11 protein-coding genes and 1 tRNA gene are annotated in these 20,298 nt (G+C 59.5%); 3 read left to right on the forward strand and 9 right to left on the reverse strand.

Features of this window, described 5'->3' with window-relative positions; all coding sequences use genetic code 11:
- Nucleotides 1-79: 79 nt before the first annotated feature.
- Nucleotides 80-1,129: a hypothetical protein gene (locus BLR44_RS03730; protein WP_143017094.1), complete on the forward strand. Its 1,050-nt coding sequence runs from the start codon at nt 80-82 to the stop codon at nt 1,127-1,129.
- A gap of 57 nt (nt 1,130-1,186) precedes the next feature.
- Here BLR44_RS03730 and BLR44_RS03735 read toward each other — a convergent pair whose 3' ends face one another.
- The 9 genes from BLR44_RS03735 to BLR44_RS03775 all read right to left on the reverse strand — a co-directional run bounded on the left by BLR44_RS03735 (nt 1,187) and on the right by BLR44_RS03775 (nt 9,369).
- Nucleotides 1,187-1,951, reverse strand: coding sequence for a queuosine precursor transporter (locus BLR44_RS03735; RefSeq protein ID WP_089679345.1), 765 nt, complete (start codon nt 1,949-1,951; stop codon nt 1,187-1,189).
- Nucleotides 1,926-2,861, reverse strand: a complete 936-nt coding sequence (locus BLR44_RS03740) for a ribonuclease Z (protein WP_089679348.1) — start codon at nt 2,859-2,861, stop codon at nt 1,926-1,928. The genes BLR44_RS03735 and BLR44_RS03740 overlap by 26 nt, the downstream gene beginning before the upstream one ends.
- Nucleotides 2,862-3,236 carry an STAS domain-containing protein gene (locus BLR44_RS03745; protein WP_089679351.1) on the reverse strand — a complete coding sequence of 125 codons (375 nt, stop codon included), beginning with the start codon at nt 3,234-3,236 and terminating at the stop codon, nt 2,862-2,864.
- A gap of 45 nt (nt 3,237-3,281) precedes the next feature.
- Complete coding sequence (locus BLR44_RS03750) at nt 3,282-4,214, reverse strand: phosphoribosylaminoimidazolesuccinocarboxamide synthase (RefSeq protein WP_089680707.1); 933 nt, start codon at nt 4,212-4,214, stop codon at nt 3,282-3,284.
- Between the two features lie 138 nt (nt 4,215-4,352).
- Entirely contained in the window at nt 4,353-5,669 is a 1,317-nt protein-coding gene (locus BLR44_RS03755) for a toxin-antitoxin system YwqK family antitoxin (protein WP_089679354.1), read from the reverse strand.
- 165 nt (nt 5,670-5,834) lie between these two features.
- Nucleotides 5,835-7,013 carry an acetyl-CoA C-acyltransferase gene (locus BLR44_RS03760; RefSeq protein ID WP_089679357.1) on the reverse strand — a complete coding sequence of 393 codons (1,179 nt, stop codon included), beginning with the start codon at nt 7,011-7,013 and terminating at the stop codon, nt 5,835-5,837.
- A 115-nt stretch (nt 7,014-7,128) separates the two neighbouring features.
- Entirely contained in the window at nt 7,129-7,716 is a 588-nt protein-coding gene (locus BLR44_RS03765; protein ID WP_089679358.1) for a hypothetical protein, read from the reverse strand.
- 2 nt (nt 7,717-7,718) lie between these two features.
- Entirely contained in the window at nt 7,719-8,399 is a 681-nt protein-coding gene (locus tag BLR44_RS03770) for a tetratricopeptide repeat protein (protein WP_089679361.1), read from the reverse strand.
- A gap of 4 nt (nt 8,400-8,403) precedes the next feature.
- Entirely contained in the window at nt 8,404-9,369 is a 966-nt protein-coding gene (locus tag BLR44_RS03775) for a vWA domain-containing protein (RefSeq protein ID WP_089679364.1), read from the reverse strand.
- A 162-nt stretch (nt 9,370-9,531) separates the two neighbouring features.
- Here BLR44_RS03775 and BLR44_RS03780 point away from each other — a divergent pair.
- Nucleotides 9,532-9,619 (forward strand) — tRNA-Ser (locus BLR44_RS03780).
- Between the two features lie 266 nt (nt 9,620-9,885).
- A complete protein-coding gene (locus BLR44_RS03785; protein WP_089679367.1) occupies nt 9,886-20,184 on the forward strand; it encodes a CARDB domain-containing protein in 10,299 nt (3,432 codons plus the stop codon).
- Nucleotides 20,185-20,298 lie beyond the last annotated feature (114 nt).

A 20,298-nucleotide genomic window follows, 5' to 3' on the forward strand; every position in this document is an offset into this window, starting at 1 on the left:
TGCGGCCGAAACGAAGGGTTACATTTGTTAACAACGGGGATACACCTCCCTGAATGTTGACACAACAGACCTTACTATCGTGAAGCTTCGATTTTCTCTGGCGGTAATGGCATGGATGGTAGCCGGTTTTGCGCTGGCACAGTCCTCTTCCAATAAAGTGGTGAACTACGAAACCATTGCCGACGAACCCTACGAAATCAATAACCTCTGGCTGCACATCCAGCCCTTAACGGCGGATATGTTTCAGACCAACATGGCGATCTGTTATGGCGTCCAGGCAGATTACCTGATGAAAGATAAATACCATTTTGAAGCAAAACTTCGGGGACCGTACGCAAAACAGGTCGATTTCGCGCGTCAGCTCGGCGAAAGCAACGGCGCTGTGATGATCGGTGACCAACGCTACGAACTTGCCACCAAACTGGACCGCTTTCTGCGGATTCAGGCGGGCATGACCTACCACGTAATCGACCGGGAGAAAAAGGGCGTGGCCCGGCTGGTGATGGCGTACAAAAAACAGGAACGTTACCGTTACGAAAATTACGACCGCATTACGGTCAATGCCCAGGTTCGCAACTTCGTGGGCGTGCGCGGGGGCTTCGAACATTATGAAACGGCAACGGCCCTGTCGCCCGTGTTGAGAAAACAGGGGGCCGTGCTGACAGGCGACGACGGCAGTACGCTGGCCTACTCGCCCGAGAATGGCGGTACGCTGTTCACCAACGTAACCGCCCCCGGAATGTACCTGGGCGGTTCGTACGGCATCATCCGGAACATTTCGGTGAAAGCCGACAAGGTCGGAACGATTGGCGACGACCGTTTCATCACCTTCTATGGCGATCTGCTACTTTCACCGTGGGTGAAGCTTGACGATATTATCGCGCACCTGGACGACACCGAGAAGCAGGTTACCTTCAGCACCGCTGCCGTGAAAACCCGTAAAATCGGTTTTCGTACCGGCTTTGACATCATGTTCAACCAGCGCTCCTATTTTTCCTTCGGTGGGGAAGTGGGATTCCGGCCGGGCATCGCCGGGCGCGGGTTGTATGCGGAGGCCCGCGTCGGACTGCCCGTTTTTGGTTTCAAAATGAACGGCATGCGGACCGCCAACAACACCGGCGGATTTTAAAAGCAACAGTAAGTACAGTGAAATAGCGAAGAGAAGGCATCCTGTGGGGTGCCTTTTTTATTGTCGGGCCGCTTCAGTCTCTAGCTTCTCGGCCGTTTGTTCGCCCAGGTACCGGTCAATGAAATAATGTGCTACGTACAACAGCGGGGTCAGGACCACGGCGACAATAAACTTGTAGATGTAGTTGTTCCAGGCCACGTCGAGCACCTGCGCCCACGACCAGTTGCCAAACACAAAAAAGGCGACCCACAGCACGACGAAACTATCCACCAATTGCGAAACCAGCGTAGAGCCTGTTGCCCGCAGCCAGATTTTTCGGGTACCCGTCAGGTGACGGAGGTAATGAAAAACGTAAGCGTCGAGCAACTGGCCCAGCAGAAAGGCCGTGAGCGATCCGATGATAATGCCCAGTCCCTGCCGAAAAATGGTTTTGAAGGCGTAATCGATGTCGAACGGCTGTCCGGCTGCGTCAGTGCCGTTCACTTCCAGCCAGAAAGAAGCCGGGGGCAACAGCGTCACCACCCAAATCGCCAGAAACGCATACCCGATAAATCCAGCCGTCAGGTAACTGATGCGCTTCACGCCCTTCGGACCAAAGTACTCGTTGATGACATCGGTCGTGATGAACACCAGCGGCCAGATGACCGCCCCGGCCGTGAGGTTGTAGTTGCCCAGTGCTTCCGGCGACAGGCCCAACGTACCTTCTACCGAAAAGATTTTGACCCCGATGATTTCGGCGACCAGTGCGTTGGTCAGAAAAATGCCACTCAGCAGAATGAAAAGCCGGGTGCGTTTGTCAGTCGGATTCGTTTGTGAGTTCACCTATGGGAATGGTAGCGCCTTCGGAAGAGAGAAAGCTGTTGGCGAAGACTTCGCGGGCTTCCTGCTCAAAGGTAGTAAGGTCTCGGTAACGGGACGAGTAATGGCCTAAAATCAACCGACCGACTTCGGCCCTCTGGGCAATTTCGGCCGCCTGCTGGGCGGTACTGTGGTACGTAACGGCGGCGCGCTCGGCGTACTCGTTCGTAAAAGTCGATTCGTGGTAAAGCAGGTCGACGTTCCGGATCAGCGGAATCAGCCGCTCGTTATAGCGCGTGTCGGAGCAGTAGGCATAGCCACGGCTGGGGCGGGGGGGGAGCGTTACCTCCTCGCTACGCACCACCACGTTGCCGGCTTCGTCTTTCACGTCTTCGCCCCGCTTCAGTGCGTTCAGGTGGACGGGAGGCAAGCCGTGCGGCAACTTATCCCGCAACAGGCGGCGTTTTTTCGGTTTTTCCTTAAACAGAAAGCCGCAGCAAGCAATGCGGTGGTCGAGCGGCAGCGTTTGGACCGTCAGCGTATCGGTTTCCAGAATCTGGTACGAGCGCTCGGTTTCCAGTTCTTTAAAGTCGATGTGGTAATTCAGGCGGGTGTCCGAAATCTGAAACTGGAGCGTGATGATCTCGGCCAGGCCGGGCGGGCCGTATAAAAAAAGCGGGTTGCGCCGACCTTGCAGGTGCATGGTCGAAAGCAACCCCAATAAGCCCAGGTAATGGTCACCGTGCAGGTGACTGATAAAAATATGATTGATCCGGTTCAGACGAATCCGGTACCGGAGCATCTGGATCTGCGTGCCTTCGCCGCAGTCGATCAGAAAAAGATGGTGGTTATGATTTACAATTTGTGCGGTCTGATGCCGGCCAAACGCGAACGACGCGGAATTCGAGCCCAGAATCGTAATGTCAAATACCACTTACTCTTCGTTACGGAGTTCGTTTTCAATCTCGTACATGAACACGGCATCGACGGCTTCTTCGGTCGTGGGAATCAGGTTCAACACGGTGTCCAGTTGAGAGATGCGGATCAGCTTCAGCACGTGATCGTTCAGCGACGACAGGATGAATACCCCGCCCGCGTCTTTGCACAGACGATCGCCCGTCAGGATCGAGCTCAGGCCGGAAGAGTCGGCGTAACGCACGCGCGACAGATCCAGGATGATGTTTTTGTACCCACTGGTGTGAAGCGTCACAAATTCGGCTTTCAGCTGCGGAGAAATAGTGGCGTCCAGTTTGTCTTCTTCAAGGCGGAGTATGCAGTACTTCTCCTCTTTGTCGGTAGTAAATTTCATAAATCAAAAAAGATTGAGCGGCTCTGAATCGACTCGCCTCTCAGCTCAGATGTACGCGGCGACGTTCTTCTCAATGCGAGACAGCGGGTCTTCGTCATTTGTACGGTGAAACGGTTCGCCGGTTACCTTTTCGTAAAGTTCTATATATCTTTCCGTAATACGGCTGACCACCTCGTCGGTCATCTCCGGAATCTGCTGCCCGGCTTTGCCCTGAAAACCGCCGTCGATGAGCCACTGGCGCACAAATTCCTTGGAAAGCTGCTTCTGCGGTTCGCCTGCCTGCTGGCGTGTTTCGTAGCCCTCCGCGTAAAAATAGCGCGACGAATCGGGGGTGTGTACCTCGTCGATCAGGTACAGGTTTCCGTCGTAGCGTCCGAACTCGTATTTGGTGTCGACCAGGATCAGACCGCGCTTCCGGGCGATCTCGGTGCCGCGCTGAAAAAGCGCCAGCGCGTATTTTTCCAGCTGAACGTAGTCGGCTTCCGGCGCAAGGCCGCGTTGCAGAATTTCCTCCCGCGAAATGTCTTCGTCGTGGCCTTCGTGCGCTTTGGTCGACGGCGTGATGATCGGCTCCGGCAGGCGGTCGTTTTCGCGCAGGCCTTCCGGCAACGCCACGCCGCACAGCGTGCGCTTACCGCTGCGGTACTCGCGCCAGGCGTGTCCGGCGAGGTACCCGCGCACCACCATCTCGATCGGAATGGGTTCGCAGGCCAGCCCCACGGTCGCATTCGGGTCGGGCACGTGCATCACCCAATTGGGCACAATGTCTTCCGTTGCGTGCAGGAAACGGGCGGCAATCTGATTCAGGACCTGGCCTTTGTAAGGAATGGCCCGCGGCAGTACCACGTCGAACGCCGAGATCCGGTCGGTGGCGATCAGCGCAAGTTTGGAACCGAAATAGTAGACATCCCGGACTTTTCCCCGGTAAAAACCGGTCTGTCCAGGAAATTGGAAATGGGTTTCTTTGATGGCCTGCATAATGGGAAGCATGAGCCAACAAAGCTAGGGGATGGCGGGAGTTAGCGCAAGACGGATGAGGAGAACAGACCGTGGTTTGCTGCGGAGCGGTGGAATTGATTAGGCTCTGGCTCTGGCTGACAGCCCTTCGCCTACAGGCTACTTGGCTTTGGTTTCGATGATTTCGCCATTGCGGTAGATTTCGGTGCGAAGCGGCTTGCCTTTTTCGTTGAAGACTTCCCAGGGGCCGGAACGCTTCCCACCTCGGAAACCGCCTTTTTCGGCAATCTGCCCGTTTTCGTGGTAGCGCGTCAGCGTATCGATGGGGCTGTTGGCCTTCCAGATCCCTTCGCTCTCCAGTTGGCCCGACGGATAATACGTTTTGGCAGGCCCGGAGCGAAGGTCGTTCTGCATCGACCGTTCTTCCTTCCGGGTGCCGTCTTCGTAAAACTCCTTCACCACCCCCGTGACGCGCCCGTTGGCATAAGGCTCCTGGCGCTGCGGCTTTCCGTTAGGGTAATAGTAGATCCAGGTTTCGGCGGGCTGGTCTTCCACGTAGGTCTTCTCGCTCAGCAAAACGCCTTGCGCATCCCAGGTTTTAACGGCGCGGTCCTTCTCGTCGTTCGCATACCGGATCTGTTCGCGCACTTTGCCGTTCGGGTGGTAGTACAGGGCCGTACCCACCTTTTTGCCTGCATCGTAGCGGATTTCATGGCGCGGGGTACCGTCTTCGTAAAAAGCGCGGTTGATTCCCTCGAGCTCACCCTTGGTATAGTGCCCTTCAAGCAGCAGTTGCCCGCTTTTGCTGAAGTGACGAAACACGCCGTTGCGGGTGCCGTCGACCATCATCGACTCTTTTTCTAGGGCGCCGTTGGGGTAATACACCTTGTAGAAGCCATTGACGCGCCCGTCCTTGTAATGCGCCTCGGTTTCCAGTCCTCCTTCCGGATAATACGTTTTGGTGATGCCGTTCTGCTTGTTGCCGACGTACATGATCTCCTTCTGCACCTTGCCGTTCGGATAATATTCACGGAGCAGACCCTCGGGCCAACCGTTTTCGAACCGCCCGATGCGCCGGGGATTGCCGTCGTCGTAGTAAGTGTAAACCGTGTCCTTAAGCTGGTTGTCTTCGTACTGCGCTTTCTGGATGATGCGCCCCTCGCGGTTGTAAGCGACCATGGGCCCTTCTCGCTCACCAGCCTCGAAACGGACTTCCATTTTGGGCTGCCCGTCTTCGTAATATTCCGTGAAGATGCTGTCGCGCTTGCCGTTGTGAAAGGCCCCCGTAATGGCGACCTGCCCGTTGGGGTAATAGCGCCGGAACGAGCCTTCCAAAACCGTATCGCCCGGTGCCTGAACGAAATATTCTTCTTTCAACGCTCCAGATCCTTCGTACCGGGTCTGCACTTTGTATTGCGCCGACAGGGGAGAAATCAGGCCACCGAGGGCCACCAGAAAGAAAAGACGGTTACGCATACGCCAGTTAATACCTGTGTTTCAGCAGTAAAGTAACGCACGAACCAGATAGTTCCGTATGCTCCTGACCGGGTACGTGATGTGAAGCGGAAATGTGCAGGCATTTCAGGGATAGGTGCGGGGACGCAGGTTGCACGTCCGGACCTGTGACCCCGCACGTTGGCGCTACAGCCGTTCGATGACCATCGCCGAGGCACCGCCGCCGCCGTTGCAGATGCCGACCGCGCCCAAGCGGCCGTTGCGCTGTTGCAGTACGTTGGTCAGGGTCGTGACGATGCGCGCGCCCGAGCAGCCCAGCGGATGTCCTAGGGCTACCGCGCCGCCGAACACGTTGACCTTCTCGGCCGGAATTTCCAGCATTTGGTTAAAGGCCAGAGGCACTACGGCAAATGCTTCGTTTACCTCGAAAAAGTCGATGTCGTCTTTCGTGAGGCCCGCCCGCTCCAGGGCCTTCGGCACGGCTTTGGTCGGTGCGGTGGTGAACCATTCCGGTTCGTGGGCGGCATCGGCAAACGAAACGATCCGGGCAAGGGGCTTCAGACCCAGGGCATCGGCCTTTGCTTTGCTCATCAGTACCAGCGCCGCCGCACCGTCGTTGATGGTAGAGGCGTTGGCCGCCGTCACGGTACCGTCTTTCGTAAAGGCCGGGCGCAGGCCGGGAATCTTCTCGAATTTTACGTTGAGGTATTCTTCGTCTTCGGCAATTTCGATCGGATCGCCTTTGCGCTGCGGCACTTCCACGGGCACAATTTCGTGACGCATCTGGCCCGACTGGGTCGCTTCGGCCACGCGTTTGTACGAAGCGATGGCAAAGTCATCCTGCTGTTCCCGCGAGATGCCGTATTTCTGGGCCGTGGCGTCGGCAAAAACGCCCATTGCTTTTTGCTGGTATACGTCTTCCAGTCCATCGCGCACCAAGCCGTCGAGCAGTTCGCCGTGCCCGTAGCGATAGCCGTAGCGCGCTTTGGGGACGTAATACGGAATGTTCGACATGCTTTCCATCCCTCCGGCGACCAGCACATCGGCCAGGCCTAACTGAATGGCTTGTGCCGCAAACATGATGGCTTTTGTGCCCGAAGCGCACACTTTGTTGACGGTTGTGCAGGGGACGGTGTTGGGAATGCCGGCGTAGATCGCGGCCTGACGGGCGGGGGCTTGTCCCAGGTTGGCCGATACGACGTTGCCCATAAACACTTCCTGCACCTGTTCGGGCTGGACCTGGGCCCGGGCGAGCGCGCCGCGGATGGCCGCCGCCCCGAGTTGCGTGGCCGAGAGCGCGCTCAGCACGCCGCCGAAACTGCCGATCGGCGTGCGTACCGCCGACATGATATAGACTTCTTGCATGAGATAAACGAGGTGTTTGGTTACGGCAAGTTACCCGAAATCGGGGAAAGCCCCTCGCAGGCCGGTGCCGGGGAAAAGTGGCGTGGAGCGGCTGAGATGCGCGCCGACCGACGGCTTACCAGTCAGGCTTGTTGGGGTCGATGCCCTTGCTGTTGCGGTGTTTCTTTTGTTGCAGGTACTGAATCTCGCTGTCGCGCATGGCGTCCAGAATCATCCGGGCCTTTTCTTCGCTGATGTTGAGCTTGTCGAGTTGCTCCTGGTTGATGGGAGCCGCCTGCGAGGCCTCTTTTTCGTCGTCGCCTTCCTCACCTTCCTGCGGCTGTTCTTCCTGCTGTTGCGGGTCTTTTCCGGACTGCTCTTCCGACGGTTTTTCCTGTTGTTCGCCTTCCTGTTGCTCCTGCTGCTGGCCTTGCTGCTGCTGTTGCGGTTGGTTCTGCTGGTTTTCCTGATCCTCCTGTTTCTGATCGCCCTGTTGCTGTTGCTGCTGTTGGTCCTGCTGGTTCTCGTCCTGCAGTTTGTTGTACAGCGCGTTCAGCTTGGCATCGTCCGGATAGCGGCGCAGGGCGGTTTCGACCGTCGCCAGGGCTTCCTGTTTGTTGCCGTTGATGTACTGGTTGGCCGCCGCGTGAAACGAAGCGTCTACGTTCTGCGCCCAAGCCGACAGGCTGGCGAAAAAGGCAACGGCGAAGAGAAAAAATTTCATGGTCAGTTCAGGTTGTTGATATCCGCCACCTCGCCCAGTCGTTTGATGAAATCGTTAAAGGCCTCGGTGGTTTTGTCTTTGCGCAGGGCTTCCTGCATCAGCTGATACGCAGCCTGATAACGATGCTGCGCGGCCAGTTGTTCCGCCTGGGCCTTCATGGCTTTCGCATAATCGCTGGGCTCTTGCTGTTTCTGCTCGTCCTGCTGTTTCTGCTCCTCCTGCTTGTTCTTCTCTTCTTCCTGTTGTTGTGCCTGGAGGCGTTTCAGCAGTTCGTAATTGTAGCGGGCCGCTTCGTTGGTCGGGTCGGCTTTGAGGGACTCTTTCAGGTGGCCGAGCGCCAGCTCAACATTGTCTTGCTCGTGGGCCAGCACCCCTAGCTGCTGCCGGGCGACAGACCGGACTTTGGCGTCGTCGGTGCTGGTCAGGCGCAGGTAATAGCGCTGGGCGTCTTCCTTCTGATCGGCCTGAAAGTAAGCGTTTGCCAGGTTCAGCGTGGCGGCGGGCGTTTCGTCGCGCAGCGAGTCGACCAGGTACGTGTATTTCTGAATGGCCTGTTCCCATTGGTGGGCCTGATACGCTTCGGCGGCTTCCTCGCGGGCACGGTTCAGCTTCGCGATGCGGCTCAGCCCGCCGTCGCCCAGCCAGAGTGTTACCAGTAACAAACCCCATCCGAAAATCCGCATGCCGTCAGAGTTGAATGATTTTTACGGTAAACAGGCCGTCCAGCACCATCAGCACCAGCGCGGCCAGCAAAAAATAAAAGTACTTGTTGGCCTGCACATCCACAAAGCGTGTGTCGCGCACCTGCCCTTCAATCTCTTGAATGGCGCCGATCAGTTGCTTGGTTTCGTTCACCCGGTCCGTAATTTCAAAATATTCGCCGTCGGTCTGGTCCGCCAGGTCGCGCAGCGAGCGGTCGTCGAGCCGCGTAATGACCTGCGCGCCGTCCGGCCCCACTTTGTAGCCACGCCGCGTCGGGATCGGGCTGCCCTGGGGCGTGCCGACGCCCAGCGTAAACAGTTTGATGTCCGCCTTTTCTACATCGTTGGCGATGGTCCGGGTGTTTTCTCCGAAATCTTCCCCGTCGCTGATCAACAGAATAATTTTCGATTGGTTGGGCGCGGCCCCTTCTTCGTCTTCCAGCTTCTCCATGGCGATTTCCAGCGGCGCGCCGAAGTTGGTGCCGGTGTTGGGCACGAGCGACGTGTTCAGCGTTTCGATGAAGATGGAAAGGGCGTTGTGGTCGAAGGTGAGAGGGCACTGGATAAACGCCTCCGACGAGAAAATGATCAGGCCGATCCGGTCCGAAGCAAAGGCGTCGACCAGGTTCCGCAATTCGAATTTCACTTTGGCCAGACGCGAAGGCTGAATGTCGATGGCGTCCATCGACTGGGAAAGGTCCACCGCCACGTAAATGTCCTTGCCCACCGCCTCGACCTCGCGTTGCGCTGCACCGAACGAAGGGCCCAGCAGCGCGATGATCATCAGCGCAAAGTAGAGCGAGCGGACAAAAAACTTCACCCACACCGACCGGCTCTTGGAGCGCAACCGCCGCGACATCACAAAATTGCGGCGCAAAAACGCGACGTAAAGCAGCAGAAAAACCGCCAGCATCAAAAGTTCCGTCAAGCCAAACGCGTGGTACCAGGTCATGCGTACAAGTCAGGTGAAGCCGGCCCGGTGTGCGACCAGCGGCACAAAGATAGAAAGTGCCTCCGGCGATACAACGAAAAATAAAGGATCGGATTGCTTCGGCGGGTTGTGAGGATGCCGCGGATTCGTTTATATTTGCAACCGCTAAGCTAAGCGCCATCCGGAGGGATGGGTGAGTGGCTGAAACCAGTAGTTTGCTAAACTGCCGTACCTCTAAAGGGTACCGCGGGTTCGAATCCCGCTCCCTCCGCACTCCATGTCAACACACGAGCCCGTTCGAAAGAGCGGGCTTTTTTATTTCCCTCACGTTTTTATCGCTTGATTTCGAAGCGCGCGCAAGGCCTCAAACGCCGCAGGGCTGCCCGTCCGAGCGCCCCGGCCGGAAGCGTCGTCTTTTTACAATCGCTCTGCCCGACGGCTCACGATCTTCGCCCCCAACGAGCACCCCTCGGCGGTAGCGTGCAGCGGCGATAAGCCCCCTGTTGCCGGCTGTGCGTAGGGGGTAAATCCAAGCAAATGCGCAAATCCGTACTCCTTTTGTGGGCGCTCTTGTGGTGCGTAGTCACCCGGGCCCAGACTTTCGATTGGGTGCAGCAGGTGGACAACCCTGGCCGCATTACCCCCGGCGCGCTGGTGAGCGACGCGGCCGGAAACAGCTTTGCCTCCGGCTACTTCTACGACGAAGTGACCATCGGGGGCGTTACCTATGGGCGCAACTCGGACCAGAGTTTGTTTGTCGCCAAGTTCACCACCACCGGCACGGTGAGTTGGGTCAGCCATTTTAGCCTTTCGAACTACGGGCAGATCGAGCACCTCGACTACGATGCCGCCGGCAACGTGTACCTCGTCGGTACCTACCGCGGTTCGCTGACGATGGGCACAGTAACCCTCACTACCCCCGACGACCGTGAGGCGTTGTTCATCGCGAAGCTCGATGCTACCGGCAAGGGCCTCTGGGTGAAACAGGCGCCTCTGGCCGAAGACGCCTCGCTGGAGTTGCAGGCGTTCGGCGTCGATGGGGCTGGCAATGCCGTGGTGTCGGGGAGTTTTTACGGAGAAGTGACCTTCGAAAGCACCCGCCTACAGGCCGAAGGCACCACGAAAAAGCCGTTTCTGGCGCGGTATGCCACCAGTGGCACCCTGCACTGGGCGCGGCTGATCGAGGCGGATGGCGTCCTAAGCGAACAGGTGGAACTGGGCGTCGACCGGGCGTCGGGCCATATCGTGCTGGCGGGCCTCAAAAACTATGACTATTTTGTCCGGCGGGTGGACGGTACCGGCGCTACGGTGTGGGAAAAAAGCGGTACCGCCTACAGCCTGACAACGCCCCTGGCCGTGAAGATCGACGGCGCAGGGAATGCCCTCATCGTTGGGAATTTTTACCAGACGGCCACCTTCGGGTCGATTACCCTGACCGGTGCGGTGGACTACAACAACGTATTCCTGGTGCGGTTCGGTGTCGATGGGCAGGTGGCCTGGGCCAAAAGCCTGCTTTCGGAAAGTAGTGCCTACTTCTACGATTTCTTTCTGGCCGTCGACGGACAGGGTCGCCCGACGATCGGTGGCGATTTCATCCAGAGTTTCGGCCTGGTCGATGGCCCCACGCTGACCAGCCGGGGGCGGGGCGATGTGTTCCTGGCCAAGTACGACGCCAACGGCGTTTTTTTGTGGGCCAACAGCGGCGGCGGGGCTGACGAAGAGAAAATGGTTGGACTGGGAAGCGACGGCGAGGGCCATGTCTTTATGGCTGGCTCGTTCTCGGGAACCACGCAATGGGGGGCACTGCCGCTGGTAGCGACGGGCGGAGGCACACACATGTACCTCAACAAATTGAAGCACGGGGCCGTCAGCACGCAGCCCGACCTGGCAGTGCAGCAGATCTATACGGTGCAGGCCCTGCCACTGAGCCACGGCACGCCCCATACGGTGCAGGCGCTGATCAAGAACCTGTCGCCGGTGGCCGCTCCGGCGTTTAACGTGCAACTGAACGTCAGTGGCGCGAATACTTTTCAGGATGTGCAGGCCGTGCCGGGGCTGGCCTCGGGCGCTTCGACGGTGATCAATTTTGCCGTCTTTACTCCCACGCAAAAGGGCGAACAAACCTTGGAGGTGGAGGTAACGCTGCCCGAAGACCTGGATGCTACCAACAACCAACGTTCGGTAGCACAGACCGTCACGGCACAGGTCTTTGCCTATGTAAAGGCCGATTCGCTCGACAACGCCAGTAGCCTAGGGGTTGCGGAAGGTGAGCAGGTGGTCGCCCGCTTCCGGCCTACCCGCTCCGGCAAAATCAATCAGGTGAACCTGGAGACGTATTACGGAGACGGCGTGTATCGCGTGGTGATGTACGAGGCATCGGCAGGAAGTGCCACGCCGGGAGCGCTCCTCTACCGATCCGATACGCTGGTTGCCCGGCGCGGCGTCCGGCGCATTCCGGTGATTCCGTCGGTGGCCTTCAGTGGCGACTTTTTTATCGGAATCGAGGTGGAAGGCGAGGGGAATTACCTGAGCCTGCGGGCGGACGAGGAAGAACCCCTCCGGCCCAACATCTTCTTCCTCAAGGATACGTACGACAACGCCTGGAAAAGCTTCGAAGACGCATTCCGCAACGACATTTTTGCGCTGGAAGTAGAAACCGAACAGGCGGTTCAGGCACCACCCAACTGCGTAGCGTCGCCGGAACCTGCCACCCAGGCGGTCAACATTCCCATTGAGGGCACGACTCTACGCTGGACCACGGGTGGGGGCAACCCTGCCGGATACCGGGTGTTTTTCGGTACCGACTCGCTGAACCTACCTCGCGTGGCCAATCAGACCACAACCAGCTATGCGCTTGGCAAGCTGGCCTACAGTACCAGGTACTTCTGGCGGGTGGTGGCCTATAATGAAAAGGGCGATGCGATTGCCTGCGCGGTGTGGTCGTTCACGACGTGTGCGCCACCGCCCGCCCCTGTCAGTGGCCTGGAGCCTGCCGATGGCGCTTCCGTAGCCGGACTGCCGCTAACGTTACGCTGGCAACCCGCCGAAGGGGCAATGTTCTACGAACTGTACCTCTGGAAAACGAACGAAGCAAAACCGGAGTTGCCTTACCTGTCGCACCTCACAGCGCCGGAAGCCACCCTTTGGAGTTTGGCGTCCGGCGAACAATACAGTTGGCAGGTTGTGCCCCGCACGGCGTGTTACGGCGCTCCGGGACCGGTGCACACGTTCCTGCTGCAAAGCTGTCCGGTACCGGTGATCACGGCCTCTGGCCCCACGTCGGTCTGTTTCGGGCAGTCGGTCACGCTCACGTCTAGCCTTACCGAAAACATCCGGTGGTCGAACGGGGCGACCACTCCCAGCATTACTTTGACTACCGCCGAACAGTCGGGTGTGTACTACGTGACCTATCAGGGCGAGGGATGCTACACCGATTCAGACACGATCCGCGTCAAAATCGAGGCACCGCAAATTGCGCTGGTAGGCCTGGCGCATCTGGAAAACGGCGAGGCGACCATCTGTTTGGGTAGCTCCCTGGGGCTGACGGTGACTGACGCTGCCACGGCGCAGTGGTCGACCGGCGCCACCGCCGATACGCTTATGGTGAGCCCTACCGTCACCACGACGTATCGCGTCACCGGAAAGAGCGTGCTGGGGTGTAGCTACGACCTGTCGGTGAAAATTCTGGTCATTCTCGCCGAAGCCCCCGCCGAGGTAACGCGGCCGCAACCCGCCAACGGGGCTCTGAATGCCGACCTGCCCGTTCAGCTTTCCTGGACACCGGCGGCACGTGCCACGCTCTACGACGTGTACGTATGGCGCGCGAACGAATCGCGCCCGGCCCATCCGGAATTTCATAATACGGCCGACATCAACCTACAGGTGAGCGGTCTGAACTACGGTCAACTGTACAACTGGCAGGTAGTCGCTAAAAACAGCTGTGGTGAGACGCCCGGACCGATCTGGAGTTTCCAGGCGCGCACGCTGCCCGACCTGGTGGTGGTGGATATGCAGGCTCCGCAGGAAATCTTTGCCGGACAGGAGCTGGCCTTGAGCTGGGAGGTGAAAAACGAGGGCTCTGGAGGTACGGGATCGCAGTCCTGGCAGGATGCGGTTTACCTCTCGGCCGATTCCATCTGGAATACGCAGAGTGCCGTGCTGTTGGGTGCAGTCGACAACGCTAGTTTTCTGAATGCCGGCCAGCGTTACCGAAAAACCGCTTCGTTCCCGGTCCCCACTAACCTCGGTGGCGGCTATTACCTGTTCGTTTTTACCGATTACAAAAACAAGCTGATCGAGCGGTACGATACGAACAACCTCCGGTCATACACGCGCACGGCCATTACCGTGACGCCGGCCCCGCGCCCCGATCTGGTGGTAACGTCGTTGGGAGCCCCGACCACCGCGTTTTCCGGGCGGGAAGTCACGTTGACTTACACCGTGAAAAACGAAGGCTTCATCGAGGCGCAGGGCTTCGACTATCGGCCCAAGGCGCACCAAGTCACCGCGAACGACAACTGCATTCCGCTGACCGAGCATTTCTGGTACGACTACATCTACCTGTCGTCCGACTCTACGTTCGACGTTAACAAAGTACGCACCATCGGGTACGTGGAGGTCGCTTTCCGGGCGGCGAAGTTCGGGTACCTCTGGTGTGGGACGCCGAGTTCGGCAGAGGCGTGGTTCGCCACCCCCGACTACCTGCCGCGCGACAGCAGCTACACGCGCACCGTCACGGTGCAGTTGCCGCACGACCTCAGCGGCAAGCAGTACCTCTTCGTGGTGGCGGCGTTCAAAGACCAGATGGTCGAGTTGAGCAAGACTAACAACTTCAGCGCGCGCCCGTTGCAGATCACGCTGTCGCCCCCGGCCGATCTGGTGGTCGATTCGGTCGGACTCCCCGCCACCGCGGCTTCCGGGCAGGAGGTCCGCGTGGGATGGAAGGTCCTCAACCAGGGCGCTAACGCGCCGGTCGAAAAGTACTGGACCGACAAACTGTACCTCAGTCCGACCCCCTCGTTCGACTCGGCCACGGCGGTGTTGATGCATCAGGCCAGCATCGGGATCGAGGCGCTGGAGCCGGAAACCACCTACAGCCGGACAGTCAGCGCCAAAGTGCCGGACGGCCTGTCGGGCGACTATTACCTGATTGTGCACACCGACGCCGACCAGCGGGTGTTCGAATACACCTTCGACGACAACAACTTCGGACACGCACCGCAGGCGATACACATCACGCTGTCGCCTTACCCGGACCTGGCGATCCGCACCATTCAGGTGCCGCTGACGGTCTATGCCGACGAGAAATTCTTGCTGGACTACACCGTCGATAACCGCGGGGAAGCCGCTGCCGCCGGTACGTGGGAAGACCAGTGGTTTCTGATGCCCGCGCCGACCTGGGACCCGTCGAAAGCCCTGTTGATAGGCAAGAAAACAATGGCTGCCCCACTGGCCGCCGGGAGTGCGTATGCCGTCCGCGATTCGGTGACGGTACCACGCGACCTGCAAGGCGAGTACTACGTGTTCGTCCATGCTAATGCTAACGCCAAAGCAACGGTATTCGAACTCGATAAAGCGAACAACCGTGCCAGCCATCAGCAGTTTGCGGCGGGGCAGGCCGCCTTGCAAGTGCAACCCGTACGACACTTTGCTGACCTGGTGGTCACTTCGATCGAGATGCCTGCCACGGTCACCTCGGGCGCGACCATTCCGGTTACCTGGACCGTACGAAACGAAGGAAGTCAAGCTACCGATTTCGACCAGTGGACCGATTGGGTCGTGATTTCCCAGGACGATTCTTTAGACTGGCAGGACGCCCAGCGGGGAGAAGTAAAACACGTGGGAACGTTGCAGCCGGGCGCTTCATACAGTGCTACGCTACAGGTGGACGTGCCGGACGGCTACGAAGGAACCTATTACCTGCTGGTATCGGCCGATTTTGGCGAGCGGGTAAAAAACGAAACCATGCGGACGAATAACCGGAAGGCCCAGGCGTTTCCCGTTACCCTGACGCCTGCCGCCGACCTGGTAGTGACCAGCTACACACTGCCCGCCACGCTCTACGCCGGACAAACCGTAACGGTGCCTTTCACGGTGAAAAACCAGGGGCAGGGACCCACCACCAAACCGTGGCACGACCTGTTTTTCCTGAATGCCTCGCCGGATGTAAATGGCCTGGTGTACAAGCTCGCGACCCGACCGGGACCGTTCCCACTGGCCGACGGCGCGACTTACAGCGGCGAAGTGCAAGTCACCATTCCGGAGGCGCTTTCCGGGAACTACTACTTCATCGCCCAGGCGGATTACAAAGATGCGGTGTACGAAGGCGCGGGCGAAGACAACAACTTGCGGGCGCAGGTACTGGAAATCAAAGTGGCCGAGCCTTCCGATCTGGTGGTCAGTGCGGTCACCGTCCCCAACAACGTGACGCTGGGAGCCGATGTAACGGTGGAATATACCGTCAAAAATACCGGGAGCAACGCGGCGGCGGGGAATCTGCGCGATGCGGTGCATTTCTCGACCGACACGCAGCTTGATCCGCTGACCGATGCCCTGTTCGGCCGCTCCGCCGAATTTGTGGAGCTGGCCCCCGGACAGACGCTCCAACGAACCCTCACTGACAAAATGCCGGGTGTCCTCGCCGGCGACTACTACGGCGTGGCCCAAACCAACGTAGCGGCCACGGTCCCCGAACTCGATCTGGAAAACAACACTTTGGTCTCGACCGGGCGCGTCAACGTGAAAATCGATCCGCTTCCGTTGCACCTGACGCAACACCGGGCGCTCAACTTCGGCGACCGGATTTACTACCGCATCGATGCGCCGGCGGGTTCCGATCTGCTCGTGACCCTCACCAGCAACCGCGCTTACGGGCGCAACGAAGCTTACGTGGCTTACAACCGCGTGCCCTCGCCGCAGGACCACGACTATAAATTCGATACGCCCAGCAGTCCTGATCAGCAGGTATTGGTGCCCACGACGCAGGAGGGCACCTATTACCTGATGGTACTTACGCCTTATCAATATCCTGAAGGGCAGCAGGTGGCTATTCTGGCCGAGGCGATTCCGTTCTCGATTCTGGGCATCGCGCCGGACACCGTGGGGCAGGGCGTCGTGACGACGCAGATGCGCGGTGCCGGTTTCACACCGGAAAGTCAGTTTGCCCTCGTGAGTCGGCAGACGGGGCGACCGGTCAGTCAGGCCACGTTGCGAGATTTTAAGCATAGCATGCAGACTAGCATTCGCTGGGACCTGACGCGGGTGCCAACCGGTACGTACGACGTGCGCGTGACGCATCCGGATGGCCGGGTGTTTGTGTTGCCTCAGGGCCTGGTGGTAGAACCCGCCCGTCCGTTCGAAGTAGATTACAATTATTTCGCGCCCGCCCTGATTCGGGTGGGAACCCAGGCCCCCTACACCTTCTACTTCCAGAACCGGGGCAACGTCGATATTCCGATTATTCAGGGAGACATCACCATGCTGGCGGCGTCCAAACTGCTCAGTCTGGAAGTGACGGGCAATGCCCGCACGCGGAGCCAGATGATTGCCGATGCCCGGTTTGGTGTGGAGGATGCGATGGAGTACGACATCTTTCGGATCATCCCCTTTGTGGGGTACGACCTGGCTCCCGGGCAACTGATCACCGTCAGTACGGTCTTCAGCAACTTCACGGCAGCAACGTTCCCATTGCGGGTCCGGGCGGTGGGATTCGACCGGGCGCACTACATCAAGTACCAGCTGAGCGTGGCCGAAAACCTGCGCCGTACGGTTCTGGCTAACCCCGGTTTGTATGGCGTGGCGGCGCAGCCGGAAGTGCTGGCGTTCTACGCGAACCGTACCGCCTATCGCGACTCACTGGTGCAGGGGCTGATCGCCGCCCGGCTGATTCGGGCCGAAGATACAATAGGTGTAGAACTGAACTGTGAGCCCTGTCTGGCGGGAGCCGATACGTCGGCGGCCAACGGTTCGACGTCAGGCAGCAATTTCTCGCTGAGTCCGGGAGCCAGTCCGGGTCTGGGCCTATATCCTAATCTGGTGCTGGGACCCAACCAAGATTACCTCTGGGAAATCAACAAGTACGGCGGTACGGCAGGGGGCAACCCCGGCTGGGATCTGCTGAAAATCTCGGGGGAGCTCAACATCACTGCGACGAAGGAAAACCCGTTTGTGATTCGCGTAGCTTCCCTCGACTACAACAACTACCCGTCGTACCTGGCAGGGTGGTATCCGGGGGGGGATCAGTGCTGGCCCATCGCCATCGCCGAGGGCGGGATCAAACACTTCCAGGCTAACAAATTTGCCCTGGACCTGTCGCGGTTTACGGCCTACAACTACCTCTACGGCGGCACCTTCTCGGTCGCCTTGAGCGGTACGGACACACTGATGCTGTGCTTCAAGGCCTATCAGCCGCTTCCCGGCGAGGCGGGTGTTCCCGGTGCCCCGGGCGGGTGGGGTGAACCCGGTTCGCCCGGAGGACCGGGAGGCCCAAGTGCGCCGGGCACGCCGGCCGGACCCGGTGGGCCGGGTGGACCCGGCGGTCCTGGGGGCGGCGGCGGACCGGGTGGACCCGGTGGACCGCAAGGACCGGGCGGTGGCCCCATGGGACCGAATGGGCCGACCGGCCCGCAGGGTCCGCCGCCGAGTGGCCCACCCCAGACGCCGCCTCAAGTGCCGCCGGACACACCTCCGCCTTCGCCGCCGGATGCGCCTCCCGGACCGGGTCCCGATCCTGGCCCCGGCCCGCAGCCGCCGTCAGGTCCGCGTCCCCGGCCGGGCTACAATCCGAGTGGCCCGCGTCCTAGCTGGCCACCTCCGAACAACCCGACCCAGCCTCCGCCTTTGCCGCCACCGACCCCTTCGTGCAACCGGCAGGCCGGGCTCCAGTTCTGTAGCGACATCTTTACCCCGCTGGGGTGTGCGGATGCGATCTACGGCTGTGCGCCGACCATCTTCCTGTTGGCCGTGACGGGCACCATCGTAGGGCCGGGCGGAACGCTGGCCGGGGCACTGTGGGGCGTGTTTACCTGCGGAGCCAGTCTGGTTGCGTGCGGCAATGCCGTGGCCGGAAACGACCCGATCATCGACTTTGGGGGTGTCGACCTGCTGGGCTGTATCGGAGGAACGTCGGCCGTGATCTGCGGCGGGCAGTTTATCTGCAACCAGGTGCTGGGCTCCTGCGATCCGAACGACATCATCGGGCCGGTAGGCTACGATTCCAGCCACTTTGTCTCGGTACATGAAACGCTGCCGTACATGATCCGCTTCGAGAACGACTCGGCGCTGGCCACCACGGCGGCCCAACGGGTCGAAATCCGCCATCAGCTCGACGCTACGTTGAATCCGTTGTCGTTCCGCGTGGGCAACTTCGGGTTCGGGAATTACAACTTCCAGGTAGAGCAAAACACGGCGGCGTATGCCGAAACGGTCGATCTGCCCGATTCGCTGGGCTACGATCTGGAGGTAACGGCCGGCGTGGACATCACCACCGGCGAAGCGTTCTGGATTCTGCAGACCATCGATCCGGCCACGGGACTGGCTCCGACCGATCCGTTGAAAGGGTTCCTGGCCATCAACGATTCACTCGGCAGCGGGCAGGGTTACGTGAGCTATACCGTAAAGGCACAGCGCACTGCCCAGACCGGCGATACGATTTATGCCGAAGCCAGCATTGTGTTCGACGTGAACGAGGCCATTCTGACGCCTACCATTTTCAACGTGGTGGATGCCGGCGCTCCGACCAGCACCATGACGGCCCTCAGCCGCTACACGACCAGCGATACCCTCCAGCTGGAATGGTCGGCCAGGGACGAACCGAACGGCTCGGGAGTTGCGTCGTACGACGTGTACGTGTCGCGCGACAAAGGTCCGTTTGCGCGGGCATACGAGGGACTGACCACGACTTCGGTTCGCTATTTGGGTGAGGAAGCCAGTGAGTACGAGTTCTTTACCGTTGCGGTAGATCACGTCGGGAACCGCGAGGCGCTGAAAGACAAGGCCGATGTCGAAACCATCGTGGCCGATTCGACGAAACCGTACGCACCGGTGTTCCGCCTGCAAGGCCAACGGATCGACCGGATGGTGCTCACGGCTTGCACCGACGGCGCGACCGAGGCGTGTGTAGACGTGACCGACCTGAACGGCGATGCCCTGACGTACCAAGTGCTGCAGGAACCGCAACGCGGCGCGGCCCACGTGCAACCGGGCGAGCGGGGCGCCTGCCTGACGTACCAGCCGGACGAAGCGGTAGCGAGCACCGACTCGCTGCGCCTGACGGTATGCGATCCCGGAGGTTTGTGCGATACACTGCACGTGCAGTTCCGGCTGGTCATGCCGACGGTCGTCACGTTCGACTCGCTCGCGCCGCTGTGCAATCCGGATACCAGCATCGTGCTCAGTGGTGCGCTGCCCGCCGGGGGCATTTATTCCGGTATCGGGGTGAGTAACGGGCGCTTCAACGCCAGCGTGGCCGGCGTGGGGAAACATGAAATTACCTACACGTACTACGACACCACGGGGTGTGTACGCACGCTGACGCGTCTGCTGCAAGTCGGTACCTGCGATACGACCGGTCATGTGCCCCCGGGCGCTGCCGACCAACTGCGGCTGTACCCCAACCCGAACCGGGGCGCTTTCTACGCACACGTCGATTCGCTGGCCGGAACGTGGGTGCAACTGGAACTGGTCAATTTGCAGGGGCAGGTGATGTTCCACCGGGAATACGAGCACAATGGTGGCACGTTCCATCAACTGGTACAGCCTTCGCTGCGCCCGTCGCTTTACTTCCTCCGGCTGACGACCGACCGCCGCCGCTACACCCAACGCCTCGTCATTCAGTAAGCAAGAAATCAGGCACGTTTCCCCGGCCGCTAACCGGTCGGGGAAACCCTTTCTCTCGTTCAACCGCTTGCGTGATGCAGCCTGTCACTTGCGTAAGCCTTTCTAAACCAACCC

Source organism: Catalinimonas alkaloidigena, assembly GCF_900100765.1.
Lineage (GTDB): Bacteria > Bacteroidota > Bacteroidia > Cytophagales > Flexibacteraceae > Mooreia > Mooreia alkaloidigena.

Coding starts and splice junctions, on each gene's coding strand:
- BLR44_RS03755 (WP_089679354.1), bottom strand. CDS start 5,669: ATGCGTAACCGTCTTTTCTTTCTGGTGGCCCTCGGTGGCCTGATTTCT.
- BLR44_RS03770 (WP_089679361.1), bottom strand. CDS start 8,399: ATGCGGATTTTCGGATGGGGTTTGTTACTGGTAACACTCTGGCTGGGC.
- BLR44_RS03750 (WP_089680707.1), bottom strand. CDS start 4,214: ATGCAGGCCATCAAAGAAACCCATTTCCAATTTCCTGGACAGACCGGT.
- BLR44_RS03765 (WP_089679358.1), bottom strand. CDS start 7,716: ATGAAATTTTTTCTCTTCGCCGTTGCCTTTTTCGCCAGCCTGTCGGCT.
- BLR44_RS03785 (WP_089679367.1), top strand. CDS start 9,886: ATGCGCAAATCCGTACTCCTTTTGTGGGCGCTCTTGTGGTGCGTAGTC.
- BLR44_RS03760 (WP_089679357.1), bottom strand. CDS start 7,013: ATGCAAGAAGTCTATATCATGTCGGCGGTACGCACGCCGATCGGCAGT.
- BLR44_RS03745 (WP_089679351.1), bottom strand. CDS start 3,236: ATGAAATTTACTACCGACAAAGAGGAGAAGTACTGCATACTCCGCCTT.
- BLR44_RS03775 (WP_089679364.1), bottom strand. CDS start 9,369: ATGACCTGGTACCACGCGTTTGGCTTGACGGAACTTTTGATGCTGGCG.